General features: G+C 42.8%; 11 protein-coding genes. 5 read left to right on the top strand and 6 right to left on the bottom strand.

Annotation, left to right across the window (positions count from 1 at the left end; all coding sequences use genetic code 11):
- Positions 1-113 precede the first annotated feature (113 nt).
- Positions 114-302 (bottom strand): hypothetical protein, encoded by a 189-nt coding sequence (locus tag OL444_RS24740; RefSeq protein WP_264729152.1) that lies wholly within the window; start codon positions 300-302, stop codon positions 114-116.
- A gap of 709 nt (positions 303-1,011) precedes the next feature.
- The gene (locus tag OL444_RS24735) at positions 1,012-3,162 is read right to left on the bottom strand and encodes an Ig-like domain-containing protein (protein ID WP_264729153.1); all 2,151 of its coding nucleotides are present in this window, start codon (positions 3,160-3,162) and stop codon (positions 1,012-1,014) included.
- Between the two features lie 1,335 nt (positions 3,163-4,497).
- On the opposite strand from OL444_RS24735, the gene OL444_RS24730 reads away from it, so the two are divergent.
- The 5 genes from OL444_RS24730 (at position 4,498) to OL444_RS24710 (ending at position 12,999) form a co-directional block, all read left to right on the top strand.
- The gene (locus tag OL444_RS24730; protein WP_264729154.1) at positions 4,498-5,484 is read left to right on the top strand and encodes a DNRLRE domain-containing protein; all 987 of its coding nucleotides are present in this window, start codon (positions 4,498-4,500) and stop codon (positions 5,482-5,484) included.
- 390 nt (positions 5,485-5,874) lie between these two features.
- The gene (locus OL444_RS24725) at positions 5,875-7,650 is read left to right on the top strand and encodes an ATP-binding response regulator (RefSeq protein WP_264729155.1); all 1,776 of its coding nucleotides are present in this window, start codon (positions 5,875-5,877) and stop codon (positions 7,648-7,650) included.
- Positions 7,651-7,788: 138 nt separating this feature from the next.
- Positions 7,789-8,700 (top strand): UbiA family prenyltransferase, encoded by a 912-nt coding sequence (locus OL444_RS24720; protein ID WP_264729156.1) that lies wholly within the window; start codon positions 7,789-7,791, stop codon positions 8,698-8,700.
- Between the two features lie 1,037 nt (positions 8,701-9,737).
- The gene (locus OL444_RS24715) at positions 9,738-10,568 is read left to right on the top strand and encodes an RNA polymerase sigma factor (protein WP_264729157.1); all 831 of its coding nucleotides are present in this window, start codon (positions 9,738-9,740) and stop codon (positions 10,566-10,568) included.
- 100 nt (positions 10,569-10,668) lie between these two features.
- A complete protein-coding gene (locus tag OL444_RS24710) occupies positions 10,669-12,999 on the top strand; it encodes a DUF262 domain-containing protein (protein ID WP_264729158.1) in 2,331 nt (776 codons plus the stop codon).
- A gap of 45 nt (positions 13,000-13,044) precedes the next feature.
- On the opposite strand, the gene OL444_RS24705 is transcribed toward OL444_RS24710, so the two are convergent.
- The 4 genes from OL444_RS24705 to OL444_RS24690 form a co-directional block, all read right to left on the bottom strand.
- Positions 13,045-13,248, bottom strand: coding sequence for a hypothetical protein (locus OL444_RS24705; protein WP_264729159.1), 204 nt, complete (start codon positions 13,246-13,248; stop codon positions 13,045-13,047).
- Positions 13,249-13,252: 4 nt separating this feature from the next.
- The gene (locus OL444_RS24700) at positions 13,253-13,633 is read right to left on the bottom strand and encodes a hypothetical protein (RefSeq protein WP_264729160.1); all 381 of its coding nucleotides are present in this window, start codon (positions 13,631-13,633) and stop codon (positions 13,253-13,255) included.
- A gap of 79 nt (positions 13,634-13,712) precedes the next feature.
- Positions 13,713-14,231, bottom strand: coding sequence for a YbhB/YbcL family Raf kinase inhibitor-like protein (locus OL444_RS24695; protein WP_264729161.1), 519 nt, complete (start codon positions 14,229-14,231; stop codon positions 13,713-13,715).
- Between the two features lie 95 nt (positions 14,232-14,326).
- Positions 14,327-15,187 (bottom strand): helix-turn-helix transcriptional regulator, encoded by an 861-nt coding sequence (locus OL444_RS24690; protein WP_264729162.1) that lies wholly within the window; start codon positions 15,185-15,187, stop codon positions 14,327-14,329.
- Positions 15,188-15,254: the final 67 nt, after the last annotated feature.

Raw genomic sequence — 15,254 nt, 5'->3', positions numbered from 1 at the left:
ACCAACACCTATCAACAGCAAAGAGCTGGTCTTTCGGACCAGCTCTTTGCTGTTGAAAAAATGCGCTATGGGATACTTTTAATGTATCAGTCGTATCGCTATCAGCGATACGATTACAAATCCCTGCACAGACAAATATTCAGCTTTTCATAGCAACGGCCTCCGGAATGCCCCTTCAGCATGCAATACCAGGTACATCCACCAGGTTGGTCGCAGGAATTATTGGCGGCGGCAACACCGCCGTTAATTTTTTTCATGTCAATACGGGAAAGCATTTTAGCGTTTGATACTAATTTTTTCATGATCTGAAGTTTAGGTGTTAAATAAAATGAAGGGTGTTGTTGTGTTTAGGAGAAGTAGGAATACAGGTGTGTGGAAATCACAAAATTTACTTGTGTTTAACTAGCAGACCGCCTGACGGCGTATTAACTTTCCGGGGAATACAGGGTGTTTTAATACACGCAGGACAGCAGAAAAGATGCCCCATATCTGTTGCTCCTTACTGATAAAAAAATATTAGATGTAACATATGCAACGATTCACGGCCAGATTACAATATCCGCTCCGCATTTGCCGTATATGACATTTCAGCACACAGCCATTTGAAGCATCGCATGGAATGTCGGTTTGTATTGGTCTTGTCAGGCCGCCCATGACATTTTTCATGGCTTTTCTGGAAAGCGTCTTAAGGATTGTTTGTGAATTTTTCATCATTAAAATTTATGGTTTAATAAAAAAGATAGTCATCATTAGCATGAGCAGGATCAGGGGTATTGTGGGTTATAACGGGTAACACAGGATACTGCGTTGAAGATCGCATTTAGTACTGCGGTAAAACAGCACTTTAGACGTATGGGAAGCAATAAAGGGAAAGTGTTATTTAGGGGGGACTCCTGCTAATGCGGGCAGCGCTTCAAAAAATAATTTTTATCAGAAAAAAAGAAAGCTGCACCAACAGTAATATAAAATTTTTGGCGCAGCTTTCTTTTTTAAGAGAAGATGATACGAGGATTAATGCCTGAGGATAACTTTACCCCGGTATATTTCCTGTTTATCTTTAATAACCTGCAGGAAATAAATTCCTTCCGGCAGATGTGCGGAGAGGTTTAAACCATTTTGCGTCAGGATGGTTCGTTGTACTTCCCGGCCATTGATATCTCTTACAATAGCCAGACTACCGGAAAGATTTTTATCTGTTATAAAGCGAATGGTACCATCCGTAGGATTTGGATAGATGGTAAGATCCCTGACAGGTGTATTGGGTTTACCGATGATGTTACTCATGAGTGGCTCACTGCAGAGATTCACTTTTACTTTCACGGGTTTGCGGAATTTATATTCACACTGCAGCCTGGATGTTACATAGTAGGTTGTAGTAGCCGCCGGACTTACCTTGAAATAGTTGCCGGTAAACAGCAGGTTGCCGCCGGTAGGCGCGTCGTACCAAACCGTATTGAAGGCATCGTTGATGGGGTTGTAGGCATGCAGGGTTACACTGTCACCTTTGCAGATGGTTACGCTGTCTGCATCTACTACAGGGGCGCCGCCGTCTCCACTCAGGATAAATTTAAGGAAAGTGGTGTCGGACCGGCAGCCACTTACCGGATCAATGGCCTGTATATATGTTTCTCCCTGGGCAAAAACAGTAGGCGAATAGTTAGGTGTAACGATGGTGTCCTTATTTACCACTACAAAAGAAGTATCAAAGATCGTCTGGAACAGGTATACGTAATTGATTTTTACCCGATAGTTATAGCCTGGCTGATGATTTAATACCGCAATTTTTACAGGTCCACAGGTGAAAGCAGGTGTAACAGAGGTGATCGGGTCGGGGATCTTTGTCACTGTTACCTTCACGGCTTTACGCTGTGGGTTTTCGCAAACGATAGAGGTAGCCGCGTAGTAGGTGGTGGTGACGGCCGGACTTACTTTATAAAAACTACCGGTATACAGCAGGTTGCCGCCAACAGGTGCATCATACCAGCGCATGAAGGCGCCGGCGAATACGGTGTTATAGGCATGCAGGGTTACGCTGTCGTATTTACAGATGGTCACACTGTCGAAATCCACGAGGGCCGGCCCGCCGGCTGCATTAACGTTGTAGAGCTTATGCACAGTGTCCGATTTACAACCGGTAATCGGGTTCACCGTTTGTATGTAAATGTCTGCCTGCGCGGTTCTGGTGGCGGTGTAGTTAGGCGTTGTTACCGTGTTACTGTTGACAACCGTAAAAGCAGTATCAAACAGCGGGGTGCCAAAGAAACTGTATTTCACCAGTACGTTGTAGGTGAAGCCAATCTGATGGTTTGTTATTGGAATGTTGAAACTACCGCAGGTAAGCCCTTGCGGCACGGTATACGCCGGATTGGCGGGTTTAGCCCGTACAATTACCTTCACGGCTTTGCGTATGCTTTTGCAACTACCCAGACTGGCTTCTGCGTAATAGGTGGTGGTAACGGCTGGTGATACATTGTAGCTGCTGCCGGTAGCAAGTAAAGTGCCGCCGGTAGCTGCACTATACCAGCTGATAGTGGCGCCGGGTAGGGTAGTTGCGGTCACTGCTGTGGTTTGTCCTGCACAGATAGTAATACTGTCGGTGGCGTTGGGTGGCGGTATGGCAGGGGTACGGTAGGCGTAATACAACTGAAAGGAGTTTAACAATCCTACCAGGCTGCTGCTCAACGTAATTTTTACCCGGTCAAATGTTTTGGTGGGTTTGATGGATACGAGGCCCTGGGTATTGTTTTCCAGGATGCGGAGAATCGGTGAGGTAATTACCTGAGAATCTCCGTTGGGGGTGGCACCGTTGAACGTCTGTATGCTCACGCCTCCCAGGAGGTTGGCCGATAGTATGGCATTGCCGCTGCCGATACCAATGACTAGTGAGTCGCAGCCCACACTGCTGGCGGAAGGGAAAATCAGGGTTTGATACACCGTTACGCCTAAAAGCCCTGCTGTGATGTTGAAGGTAGAATAGTCGGTCAGGTTACTGTTGTTAACCGGATTTCCCGGATTACTGACACCGCAGAGCAGGCAAACGCCTGTAGTGCCGTTGGTTTGTGCGTTGGCATATACCTGGGCATAGGTTTGCCTTACTGCGATACATAGCAATAGGAGCAGCAATAGTGCTGCTTTTTTCAGGGGGTAAAATTGTGCTTTCATGATCGGGTTTTAAGGGTGATGGAATAAAGGATACGATATGTTGGGTAACTATACAGGTCTACTGGTTTTCGGTTGCCGTTCGGGAATAACTGTTATGGCTGAGATCAGGGTTAATAGGATTGTCGTCAGGAGATATAAAGGTAGGAGGGGTGGTGTCAATAAGGGCCGCAGTTATATGGGAAGAAAGTCTGCAGGGAAATCTGTCGGCGAAGGAAAAAAAATAATGGTTTATGTCATTACTTTTTTCATAATGATACTCATAGAGGCGTATGCTTCGATAGTGGTTGTTAAGATTGATTTATAGGTGGCACGCTTTAGCATAGCAAGTGATTATGCCAATAATCACAAATAAGAAGTATCAAATTGCTACCCGGTTTTAATGTGTAGGATATCGGAGCGAGGTTTTGAGATGGTTAAGATGACAAGAAACGACTACAGTCCGCTCGTTATTTAGCCTTCAAAACGGATTAAACTAAAACAAAAAATGACACCGGAGGATTTTAAAATGAACTGGAACAATGCCAATATTTGTTCGCTGATCTTTTTTTGATCCTACTATATATCAAATTAAAGATGACCAACTTTTCCCTGGTTAAAATGTATTCGTAGATTATCATCCAGGGTATTTTAGTGTGAATCTGAATAATACCCTAAAAAATGGTGAACCAGTCTTTATGTTTGATTTGAAGAAGGTCATAATAAATATTGATGGAGAAGAAAAGATGAATTTTCTGTTTTGTGAATTATTCAATAAATACTAGTCATAGATGAGGTATTGTTGTTCTTCTGCCAAAGGGATAATAAGGATGATGGTTCGTTTGCGAGATATAATAGCCTCAGAGAAGATAGACTTTTTAAAAAATAGTTATCCATATCGGGAGATGCATATCAAGTGTATCAACTGTAAATGATTTATTGCTAAAGAAGAGTGGGCTGTAAGGATTATACGGTCTGCTTCTCCTGAATTTTATATACCACATCATTACCACAACCTGTTTACAACCTTTTATAGCCTCTGCGGTTATCGTGCACCCGCAGCCTGGCCGGCAATTCCTGTCGGTGAGTCGTCGTTTTTTTATCAACATGAGTTAACAAAACAGAACTGGTTTGTCTGCTGTGTCATGCGTTGCCGGAACAAGTAATGCGGCCACCGAAGTAATATGCCAGCTGCTGATTTCTGTTGATTGCAAATAGCTAAAATGGCCTGAAAATAGTGGAGTTCAGGCCATTTTTGTGCGATATTATTACCTGTGCCTGCCTGTAACTTTGTAGGTAACTACTATTCCAACTTCCTATCGATAGGTATCTGCATCCTTTCATGCTAAATTCATCATTATGAACCTTAAAGTAATCACCTTGGGTTTATTATTGCTGACGGGTAATCTGCAGGCACAGATTACGTTTCAGTTCCAGTCGTCCGTTTGTAACGCGCGCGATGCACCGGTTTATTTCATTAACGGGTTGCCCGCCTATGGAGCGACGAACCTGGGATCATTGGAGGAGCTGATTGTTTCAGCATGGACTTATTATGGCATTGGTGGTACAACAGGCTTTAGCCGTTTCTATATTGATTTTACCGGAATGGATCAGATTCCGCAGGGGTCGACTGTGTTGAATGCGGTGTTGAGATTATATGGTAAAAATACCAGCATATTGGCGCCACAGGGAAATACAACGCCGAATGCCTGCTGGATTGAACGGGTAACCAGTCCATGGACACAAAACACCCTTACCTGGAATAATCAGCCTACCGTTACGACCGTGCATCAAACGGTGCTGCCTGCGTCAACGTCGCAATGGAACTATAATGCCTTTGTGAATGTTACGACGCTGGTACAGGACATCGTAAATCAGGTGCCCGCCCAGCGTTATGGTTTTTCGGTCCGGTTACAGCTGGATTCTATATTTCGTAGTCTGGTATTTGCTTCGGCCGAAAACAACAATGCGGCATTACGGCCGCAGCTGGAAGTTACCATCAGTAATTGCGGAGGGCCGGAACCTATTACGCTGCCACAGGCGCCTGGGATGCAGCCCATCCCGGATCTGTTGACAGCATCACCCACAGCAGGCATTGTTTTCCGGGTTATTCCCAATCCGGTGAAAAATAACGCCCGTATTGAGTTTACGGCAGCAAAAGCGGAGTGGGTGGATATCTCCCTGCAAACCTTACATGGACAGCCGCGCCGGAGAAAACAGGTACAAACCCATAAAGGGTTGAATGTGGTACCGTTCGACGTCGGGAATGAGCCGGCTGGCGTATACTATGTTATCCTGCAATCGGCTGCCGGCAAAACAACACAGAAAATGGTCATTGTGCAGTAAATGGGGGTTGTTGGCTGTATAGATGAGGCGGAGATAAATACTGAACATATGGATATATAAGGGATAGGAAATTGAAGATGCAGTAAGTAATAAACGAGATCATTCCCGTAAAGGAAAAAGGTTGAATTTATTACTTGCTGTATTTTTTTTGTTCCAGGAGGTAGGTGGTGGCTGGATCTCCACCGGTAGGGGGCTGCTTAAACCTGCCGGAAAAGGAGTCGGTGAGGGGTAAAGTTACCCTGAACGACATTTTCAGGAAAGGAGTGGAGAGAGAGATCGCAGAAAAGCCAAAGCAAATAGGACCATTTACATTTGGTTAACACTTTTCTGATTCATTCAGATTAAATTAACAGCGTACCTACAATTTGTTTATAATCGAATCTTACTAAAATGAACCCTCTCAAGTCCGCGTTGACCAGATTATTGTATGCCGGTTCAGAAGAGCTGGAATTGGATTCAGAAAAGCGACCTGTGATAGTGATGAATGTATTGGCCTTACTGGCTGCTATCAGTGTATTGGGCATAGGATTGTATCTTTATTCGCTTTGCGGGTCCAGGTTATTATTGATCAGTGTATGTACAGAAAGTGTTTTGCTGATGGGCATCATCGTGTTAAACAAAATGAAAAAACACTTCCTGGCTAATATCGCCACGCTGGTCATTCACGTGTTTTTTGCCATCTTTTTCAGTGGTCTTTTAGGCAGAGCTATGCCGGCAGAACTGGTCACGGCATTTTTACTGACGTTTATTATCGGCGCTTCTTTTCTCGTGTATAAACAAAAGATGGTGCGGATGATTTGTATTTTCACGGCCATCGCACTCTTTATCATTATTACTGCCAATAACCACTGGGGACTGGTAAAACCAATTCCCATGTCGCTCCAGACAGAAGCAACCGTACGGGTTACCTGCTGGATTGGCATGTTGGTACTGATGATGTTTGTCACCTGGCTGATCATACAAAAAAATGATCAGTTCATCCTGGAGAATAAACAGTTATTGCGGCAGGTAGAACAGGCGAATATTGCCAAGAGCATCTACCTGCGGGAAACCAGCCACGAATTGCGTACCCCGCTGGGTGTGGTGTTTTCTATCAGCCAGATCCTGCAGGCATCTGTAGAAGAAATTAAGGACCCGGAAACGGCGAAGGCAGTGAACTATCTCTATGCAGCCAGCTTACAAGGTACCCAGATTATTAATAATGTGTTGGATCTTTCCAAACTGGAAGCGGGTAAAACAGATATGCCCGTGTATGAGCCGGTGATCTTAAAACAGTTTGTAGAGTCGTGTATATTTCCCCATCAATATGTGGCCCGTATCCGCGAAATCGAAATAGAGGTGGATTTTCAGGAGCAACTGCCGGAAGCCATCGTTGTGGAAAAAGTAGCCCTGACGAAAATTATCAATAATCTATGTAGCAATGCCGTAAAATTTGCCGGCAAAAAAAGTGTTATCCAGGTGCAGGTATACACCCAGGACAGGAACCTGTTTTTCAGTGTGACCAATGAGGGAGTTATCTCTGCGAGAAGAATGCAGCAGCTATTCCGGAGCTTCGAGGCGCAGCGTGGCGTCAACAGTACAGGGTTGGGGCTGGTCATTACCAAACACCTGGTGGAAGGCCTGAATGGCCGTATTTCTGTTAAATGTGCGAAAGGAAATACGGAGTTTACCTTCTTCATTCCGCTACAGATTAGCAAAGCAGTTGTCACGGATAAAGGGATGGGAGGTGCGCAGCGTACGGCATTGCCTTTGGCTGGTTATAAAATCCTGCTCATTGATGACAATTATATCTCCCTGCAGGTACTCAAATTACCGCTGGTCTCCAGGGGGGCTACCATTCTCACTGCAGAGAACGGGAGAGAAGGTATTAACCTCATCCTGACGGAAAAGCCCGACCTGGTTATCACAGACTCTGTTATGCCGGGAATTGACGGGACCGCCCTGTTGCGGTATCTGCGCGGTATTGCCGCCTATAAGGATCTGCCGGTAATTGTAGTGACCGGCGATACATTGGAAATAGACAATGAAGGATTGTTGATCAATAAAATTGGGACCTTGCTGGAGAGCGGGGCTACCGATTGTTTGGTAAAACCATACGATTTTAACGACCTGGAAGATTTACTGCTCCGGCATCTGCCCGCCCGGGAGATTCCGGAAGTGTCCTGAGCCATTATCGCACCAGCTGATAATATTGCCGCAGTCCCGCCCAGGAAGTGGCCTGATCCGTCATGTCCATGTGATATCATCGCAGCAGCATTTGTTAATTTTAGCTAAGATGTGGATTTCTTTTTCCCTCAGCTACAAATGCGAGCAGCGCACATTGACATTGAACCGGTATCTAAGGCAATCTGCAGGGAATTATTGCTGATCTGGCGGTTTATTAAGAATGATATATGGGATACGGTAATCCCTTGTTTTGTTACCTTCTTTACCGCCTGGATTTACTGCAAAAAACCTATTAACGAATTGCCCCTACTCTTGTTGTTTTCAATAGGGTATACCCTTTTCTACATCTTAACTTTTTGTGTTGCCAATCAAATTAACTCCGTAGATGAAGACCGTATCAATAAACCTGACCGGCCCCTGGTAACAGGATTGATCAGCGCCAGTATGGCGGGCAAAAGACTCATTATTTATAATATCCTCTTCGATATCATAGCCGTTTTACTGCACCTGTTCTGGCTGGCGTTGGCCTGGCAGTTCATTACACTGCTGTTGTGCAGATGGGGCTGCAGCCGGCATTGGATTACGAAGAACCTGGTGTGTATTAGCCTGGGTACCATTACCCTGCTGGCAGCTGAATGGGAAATTGTAGACCGGCTGCAACCTAATGTCTGGTCCTTCATTATTGTGCTGAGCGTTTGGGCCGGATTTGGATTGCCCCTGCAGGATATGCGTGATCAGGAAGGGGATAAAGTAATGGAACGGAAAACCCTGCCCCTGGAAATAGGCGACCGCATGGCGCGTATTATGTTGAGCATTTATTTCCTGATTGTTTCCCCGCTGATTTACTGCTGCGCTATTCTTACGCAGATTGATCTGACACGCCTGTTTTTCAACAAACCGGTGATCATTATTCTCATCATAGAAACGCTTTGGCACTGGTGGGTGGCTGTGCGCCTGCATCTCTATAAAACGCCCCGCGATGATGATAAAACCTATCACCTGTTTGTCTATCTGTTTATTGTAACCATCCCGCTGATTTGTATTATTTAAATCTTTTTTCAGAATGAGGACCTGCAAAATGTTATCAACTGCTACTGTTGCGAGTATTGTTTGATCAATGTTTAGCAGATTATTTTAAGGGAATTATCAGATGAATATTTCTATGTCCAGCTGATTATTATCGATAGATACCCCTATGATATCTATGAGTATACTGTCACCTGGAATGTAGGTGGATATTTTAATGATCAGGATTTTGCTATCGTTCTTTACATTAACTGGTGACCGGGAACTATTGAAATAAATTATGCAGGATTTATATAAAGCAGCTTGTAGGAACTGATGGTTGGTGTAGTGGCTTATTCATGGGAATAACCAGTATTCAACCTTGTTGTCAGTTGTTGAACTAGATAATTACCAGGTGTTATACAGCTGTTGCATTTACTTTCAATTATTCTGGTAAAGATGTAATAATAATGGAAAATGCTTGTCTGTATTGTATAGTAGGAGGTCGTGTTGAAGTATGGGAGATTTTTTTTCAAGAATTAATACATTTTCACATTGAATTAACAGATGCCTTTTAAAAAGGAATTAATTAGCACTCAAATTGAATCTTATTGTAAAGATTTAATGTATGATGTTTTATGCTGCAACTAAAGAGTACTTCTTTAGATACCTGTATCTAGTGAAATTAGGGAAATCAGATAAAACATTTAACCCTTTTATAACAGGAAGACACCGCCTGTTTTTGCAGACTTAGTTTAGTGATGTGATCCGTGTAAGTATGCTATGTCAATATTTTCCCGGCTGGTTTGATAAACGGACGGGATCCGCTGACCTGAATCTTATTGAAAGAAGTGGCATGATATGCTGGATAATAGCGAGATGTTAATAAAGTATATGCCTATTTAGCATGATACCAATTTTTTTGTTATAGACAGCGTATGCTTGTGCGGTTACTGAAATTAAATACTGATAGCGGGAATACTTGTGAAGTGCTATGCAAAGTTGTGTAGAGATGATGTGTTTTTATTTCACAGCGAGGTCTTGAAAAAATCACCATTATTTTAATAGAAAATATGTCAGCTATGAATGCTCAATCGCTATTGTATGAAGGGTCTTCCGAGAAATATTTTCAGCTCTTCAAACAAGGTTGTCAGGAAGGGTTTTCTCACATTTGGAGAATGCTATATAGGCCTGTCTTTAATTTTGCCCGTAGGATAATTTCGGATGAATTTGAAATTGAATCGATTGTTCAGGATGCCTTTCTGCTGATTTGGGAACGTCGGGAAATTATGGAGAATATTGAGCATGTTAGAGGTTACATCCGCCAACGCGTTAAGTGGAATTGTTACTCGTATCTCAACAGCGCCAATACTAAGCGAATGCAGAAACTAATACCGTTGGACTTTTATGAGGATAACGGTATTGTACTGGCTATCAGTGATCCTTGGCAGGAGGATTGTCTGCAGGGAGCAATGCTGCGCGAAGAAGAGCAAAGACAGCAACTGGAAAAAGCTATTGCTTATCTGCCTCCAAATGAAAAAATGATAGCATCCTTACAATTGCAAGGCTACCGTGTAGAAGACATTGCGGCACGTATAGGGCAGCCATGTAAAGATGTCGGGAGGGAACAGAAAAGGATAGGCCGAACATTGAAGCCGATAGTGGATCGGTTGAAAAATGTGGCCGGCGCTATCGAAAACACCCCCATGCTATCAGTAAGGGACTATGCTGTATACCTTAGCCCATTACAGATTGAGCTGTTCAAACTTCGTTATGAGAAAAAGTATGACTTTACTCAAATTAGTATTGAGATGAATTTAAACAAATGGGACGTGGTAAAAATGCATTTACTTATAATGAGGAAGATTAATAGGGCGAAGAATGCCAAAGGAAAGATGCACCGAAGAAGTTGATAGATTTCCTGCTGTGGGATTTTATTTGTGTAAAGTGGCTATAAGGAGGTACTCCGGAGGATAATGATAATTGATTTAATTCTTTTAAAAATATTTAAATATGAATACCGTTTTAATTACAAGGGATTTGCGTGAACTGTTCCGGGCTATTTTTATAAAAAATAGTTTAAGGGCTATACGATCCGTTTTTCAGATAAATAATGAACAGTCCCATTTTTTAAACTATGAGCCGCCTTATCAGCGTAAATATGTGTGGACCGAAGTGAAAGCCACCTATTTTATTGAAACTATTTTGCTCCATGGAGAAATTCCCCCAATTGTGATCTTTGTAAAAGGGAAAAACTGGGAAGTAATAGATGGTAGACAACGATGTGAAACGATTCATAGGTTTATTAAGAATGGATTTTCTCTGAAGCCACATGGATTGGATAAATTATGGAATCTGGCTGGGAAGAAATTCTCCCAGCTGGACGATAAATTAAAAGAACGGATATTAAATACGCAGCTGCGGTTAATATTTATCGCCGCTGCCGGTGAGGCACATTTACATGCCGGTGAGGAGGAGATGATAAAGCGGGAGATTTTTAAGAGATATAATCAGGGCATTATGCCGCTCAAAAAGGAAGAGGTGTTTAAAGCACAATATATTCAGGATGAGATTAACATTTACTTTAAAGGGCAATTTGAAAAAAATAAGGAGCTGTATCATGAGGTAATGGACCTGTTTGACCATAGGAGCAAAAATTTAGAAACGTTAATGCAGCATATCCGACAAACCCTGGTGTTGCATCATATTCCTATGAATAAATTTATAAGTGAACGGGAGGAAGTCGTAAATAAATATTACGATTACCTTTCCTATAATACGATAAATGATGGAGGATTGGAGAATGTGTGTCTTGTCTTTAAAAGTTTTAAGGAGAAATGTAATTATTTAACAGCAATTAAGACCCGGTTGGATAAGGAAGGTATACCTGCGAAGGGGGTGGTGTACGAATGTTTATATTGGGCATTATCGGTGTGTGAGATGGAGGGGGTAAAGTTTCAGGAAATAAATCGGGAGACCTTTAAAGAAAGACTGGTGAATCATATTGCCAAACAAATACTGTATTACCCCGTTGAAAAGCATAGTCATGTGTCACAGATTACTAAGCGATATAATTTGATGGCTACTTTTTTTACTTCTCAACTGAATGCTTCATTTGTAAGATATTTAAAGAGCGATGAAGCGTTTTTAATCGCTCATAAAGAAAAGATGGATAAGTATATGGAGCAACGATTTACAATGGCGGGTGAAGAGGAATTTTTCTCCAAGACATTACCTACATCCTGTTCGGTGAGCGATGTACTGGATAGAATGAAAAGGAAGAAATTTAATCTTAGACCGACCTATCAGCGCGACGAGGTAATGAATGTAGTAAAAGCTTCTTCATTAATTGAAAGTATGTTGTTGGGAATAAAACTACACCCACTGTATATTTATGTAAAAGAAGATGGCGTTGCCGAAGTAATAGATGGACAACAACGGTTGCTGGCGATTATTGGGTTTTTAGGAGAACGGTATTGCAATGAAACCGGGAAGATGGTAGCATCTAAAAAAGATGGTTTTTCTCTAAACCTAAATGGCGGTTTGTTAACGGATTTACATGGCAGTAAATTTAAAGCACTATCAGAAGAAGAACAATTGTGCATTAAAAACTATGATTTGGAAATTATAGAGATGAAGGAGGAAAATAATAAAGGGTTTGTTCCGGAAGAATTGTTCAAAAGGCTTAATCATAAACCGTTTCCTATAAAAGAGCACACTTTTGAATTCTGGAATGCTTATGTGGATAATGAAATTATTAGTTCCGTCAAGGGTGTTTGCCAAAGAAATAGTTGGTTATATTTAAGAAAAGATGATAAAAGAATGCTCAATGAAGAGCTTGTCACATGTCTGTGTTATCTACATTTTATGTTAAAGGAGAGTGCCGGTATGGAAAGTTTGAAAAACGTATTGTCTTTGAGAAGATCACCGTTCTCTATAGTTCTCAAACTTAAAAATAAAGCTTCTGTTACACAGATATTGGAGGACTTCACCTCTAAAGCTGAATTTTTATTGGCGCTCAATGATTTTGAGTTGGATTTTGTCGAAAAGGTTAAACTACTTATTGCCAGTTCCAATGGCAAGACGACAGGAGCGGTAAGTAACAGGCGGTTAGATACCATGCTTCATACTGGTACGGTGAGAATGTCCATGAATTTTTACTTGTTATGGGTGATATTAAAAGGTATTCCGATTGAATTTGTAAAAGAATCGCGCGCGGCCGTACAGCTTAAAATCAGTAAGGTGTTTTCAATGTTAAAAATGTCTGAATCGGTAGAAAAAGTTGAAAAAGCAATTCAGGAAACATGGGTACCTACTAATCATAGTATGAAGGAAGTCGTGTAGATGGTGCTTTGAAATAAGACTGATGTTATTTGAAGTGCTGATATTTTAGGGAATCGAGCCATTTTTTGAAATATCAGCACCCTGGTTGATAGTGAAATAGTTGATGCCAAATAATCGCCTTACAGGGCGTGAAGGGAAGGAGTTGTAAATAATAGGCATGAGCGAAGATAGAGGACCTGCAGCTGATGTTCCCGACTGATAAGCAGTAAAAGAGCCGGATATTTTATCCGGCTGGATGGAGATGTTCATCCCCTTATTTATATATCTGTGGATACCAATGATGTAACTGTAACTGATGGGCTACATCCCCGGAGATTTCCGTTCGTGTGAAAACCCCTTGTGGTAATAAAAATATCCCTTTAAAAAAGAAAGCCGCCTCCATGACAGTAAGTGCATAGAAACAAAAACCATGCGGCAGGCCTGGTCCTTTCGGATGATAGTGATGCCCCTGAATGCTGATCACCGGTTTGTTTAAAATTACAGGATCATCGCTACAAACCAATAATCCATTTTCCAGATAGAAATGATGTGTGAAGCCCAGGGCCTCGTATGGTTTGGCGAGCGTATGCAGAATGTACTCCGGATCCTGACATACGTTGGTGGCATCGGGAGTACGGTCGGGTAACTTGTTCATCAGGTTTTTTTTAGAAGAAGCGTTGGCGCAATCATCCATTGCGCCGATGTTGAAAACGTCAGCGCAATGGATAGTGAGCTTATGACTGCTGAGCATAAACCACCAGTGATGCCTTAGCCAATGTGGCAAAGTGCAGGTTAAAACCAACGAAAGCGGGGGTAGCATTTTTGTCCAATGCAAGGGTTTTGCTGAGGGCATGTACCGTGATCAGATAACGGTGTGCAGGTCCGGCATTGGGAGCCGCGCCAATATAACCGGGAGTGCCGGCATCTGTATGGCTTTGTATGGCGCCTTCCGGCAGCAGATCTTTACCCGGATCGCCCGATCCGGCAACCAGCTCGTGAACGTGTGACGGAATATTGAAAACAACCCAGTGCCAGAAGCCACTGCCGGTGGGCGCGTCCAGGTCATACATGGTAACGGCAAAGCCCTGTGTTTCCTCTGGGGCATGTTCCCAATATAGCTGGGGTGATTGGTTTTCGCCATTAAACCCCATGCCGTTGGCGTATTGCTGGTTGGGCAGCTGGCCGCCCATTGTGTTGCTTTTTAATGTAAAGGTTTGATGACTGTCTGATGTGTTGCTGATTGCTGTTGCCATGATCTTTTTCTTTTTTGTTTGAATGATAGATCAAAGGTAGCAGCAAAGCCCGGCGGCAAAGAATAGGCAACCGTTCAGAAAGTATGGCTAAACGTTCAATTTGATAATTGATACTGTTTAGGGGTGATGCCATAAATCTGTTTAAAGGATTGAATGAAACTGGACAGGTTCTCATAACCCAGTTCATAATAGATTTCGCTGGCCTTGCGGTTATCCTGGCGCAACATTTTAGCCGCACCTTCCATTCTTTTTTCCAATAGCCACCTGTTGGGACTATTCCCATAAATACGGGCGAACCTGCGTTTAAAGGAAGATAAACTCATGTTACATAAGAACGCCAACTCTTCCACTGTGATATTGCTGTTGATATGAGAGGTTACTGCCTGGCGAATGATGAGGTCATCGTTGGCTTCCGTACGCAGGTGGCTGATCTGCTGTATCTGTCCGGGATATTGTATGGCAATATATAAAAGCAGTTCTTCCAGTTTTACTTTTTGTAGGTCGTGATGTACCGGTTTACCTCCGCTAAGCATGCAGTCAAGCGACGCGGTGAAGTTAACGAGGAAGTCGTCTTTTTCAAATAACAGGAAGGGGTGCCCGGCGACTTGTTTGCTTGCGCTTTGCAACAGTGCCGCATGCCGGTTGAAAAAATCAGCTAACAGTATATTGTCGAAGAAAAAAAGAATACTACGGTAATCGGTGTTGCCGGCCACGGTTTTTTCACTCATGAGGCAATTGCCGGCGGCTAACAGCACAAACTGGTGCGGTTTTATGGTGACCTGTGTACCGGCATAATGCACCGTTTTTTCGCCGGCGAGCAAAAAGCTGAACAGGTTTTGTTGCAGCATTATTTTGGCTCTGGGCGCGGGTGTTTTGGTACAGTAACGAAGCAGGGAAAGGTGTGCTTCATCCCGTTGTTGGTCGCAGGCGTTAAAAACTAAAGTATCCTTGTTCATCAGGAGGCATATAATAAATGACGGGCAATAATACAAAATTAGTGTATTCCGGCAGTGCCGCCCTCGT

This window comes from Chitinophaga nivalis (assembly GCF_025989125.1).
GTDB classification, from domain to species: domain Bacteria; phylum Bacteroidota; class Bacteroidia; order Chitinophagales; family Chitinophagaceae; genus Chitinophaga; species Chitinophaga nivalis.
The sequence above is the reverse complement of the archived record's forward strand: the minus strand, read 5'-3'. Positions and strand labels throughout refer to the sequence as shown.

Coding starts and splice junctions, on each gene's coding strand:
- OL444_RS24740 (WP_264729152.1), bottom strand. CDS start 302: ATGAAAAAATTAGTATCAAACGCTAAAATGCTTTCCCGTATTGACATG.
- OL444_RS24735 (WP_264729153.1), bottom strand. CDS start 3,162: ATGAAAGCACAATTTTACCCCCTGAAAAAAGCAGCACTATTGCTGCTC.
- OL444_RS24730 (WP_264729154.1), top strand. CDS start 4,498: ATGAACCTTAAAGTAATCACCTTGGGTTTATTATTGCTGACGGGTAAT.
- OL444_RS24725 (WP_264729155.1), top strand. CDS start 5,875: ATGAACCCTCTCAAGTCCGCGTTGACCAGATTATTGTATGCCGGTTCA.
- OL444_RS24720 (WP_264729156.1), top strand. CDS start 7,789: ATGCGAGCAGCGCACATTGACATTGAACCGGTATCTAAGGCAATCTGC.
- OL444_RS24715 (WP_264729157.1), top strand. CDS start 9,738: ATGAATGCTCAATCGCTATTGTATGAAGGGTCTTCCGAGAAATATTTT.
- OL444_RS24710 (WP_264729158.1), top strand. CDS start 10,669: ATGAATACCGTTTTAATTACAAGGGATTTGCGTGAACTGTTCCGGGCT.
- OL444_RS24705 (WP_264729159.1), bottom strand. CDS start 13,248: ATGAACATCTCCATCCAGCCGGATAAAATATCCGGCTCTTTTACTGCT.
- OL444_RS24700 (WP_264729160.1), bottom strand. CDS start 13,633: ATGAACAAGTTACCCGACCGTACTCCCGATGCCACCAACGTATGTCAG.
- OL444_RS24695 (WP_264729161.1), bottom strand. CDS start 14,231: ATGGCAACAGCAATCAGCAACACATCAGACAGTCATCAAACCTTTACA.
- OL444_RS24690 (WP_264729162.1), bottom strand. CDS start 15,187: ATGAACAAGGATACTTTAGTTTTTAACGCCTGCGACCAACAACGGGAT.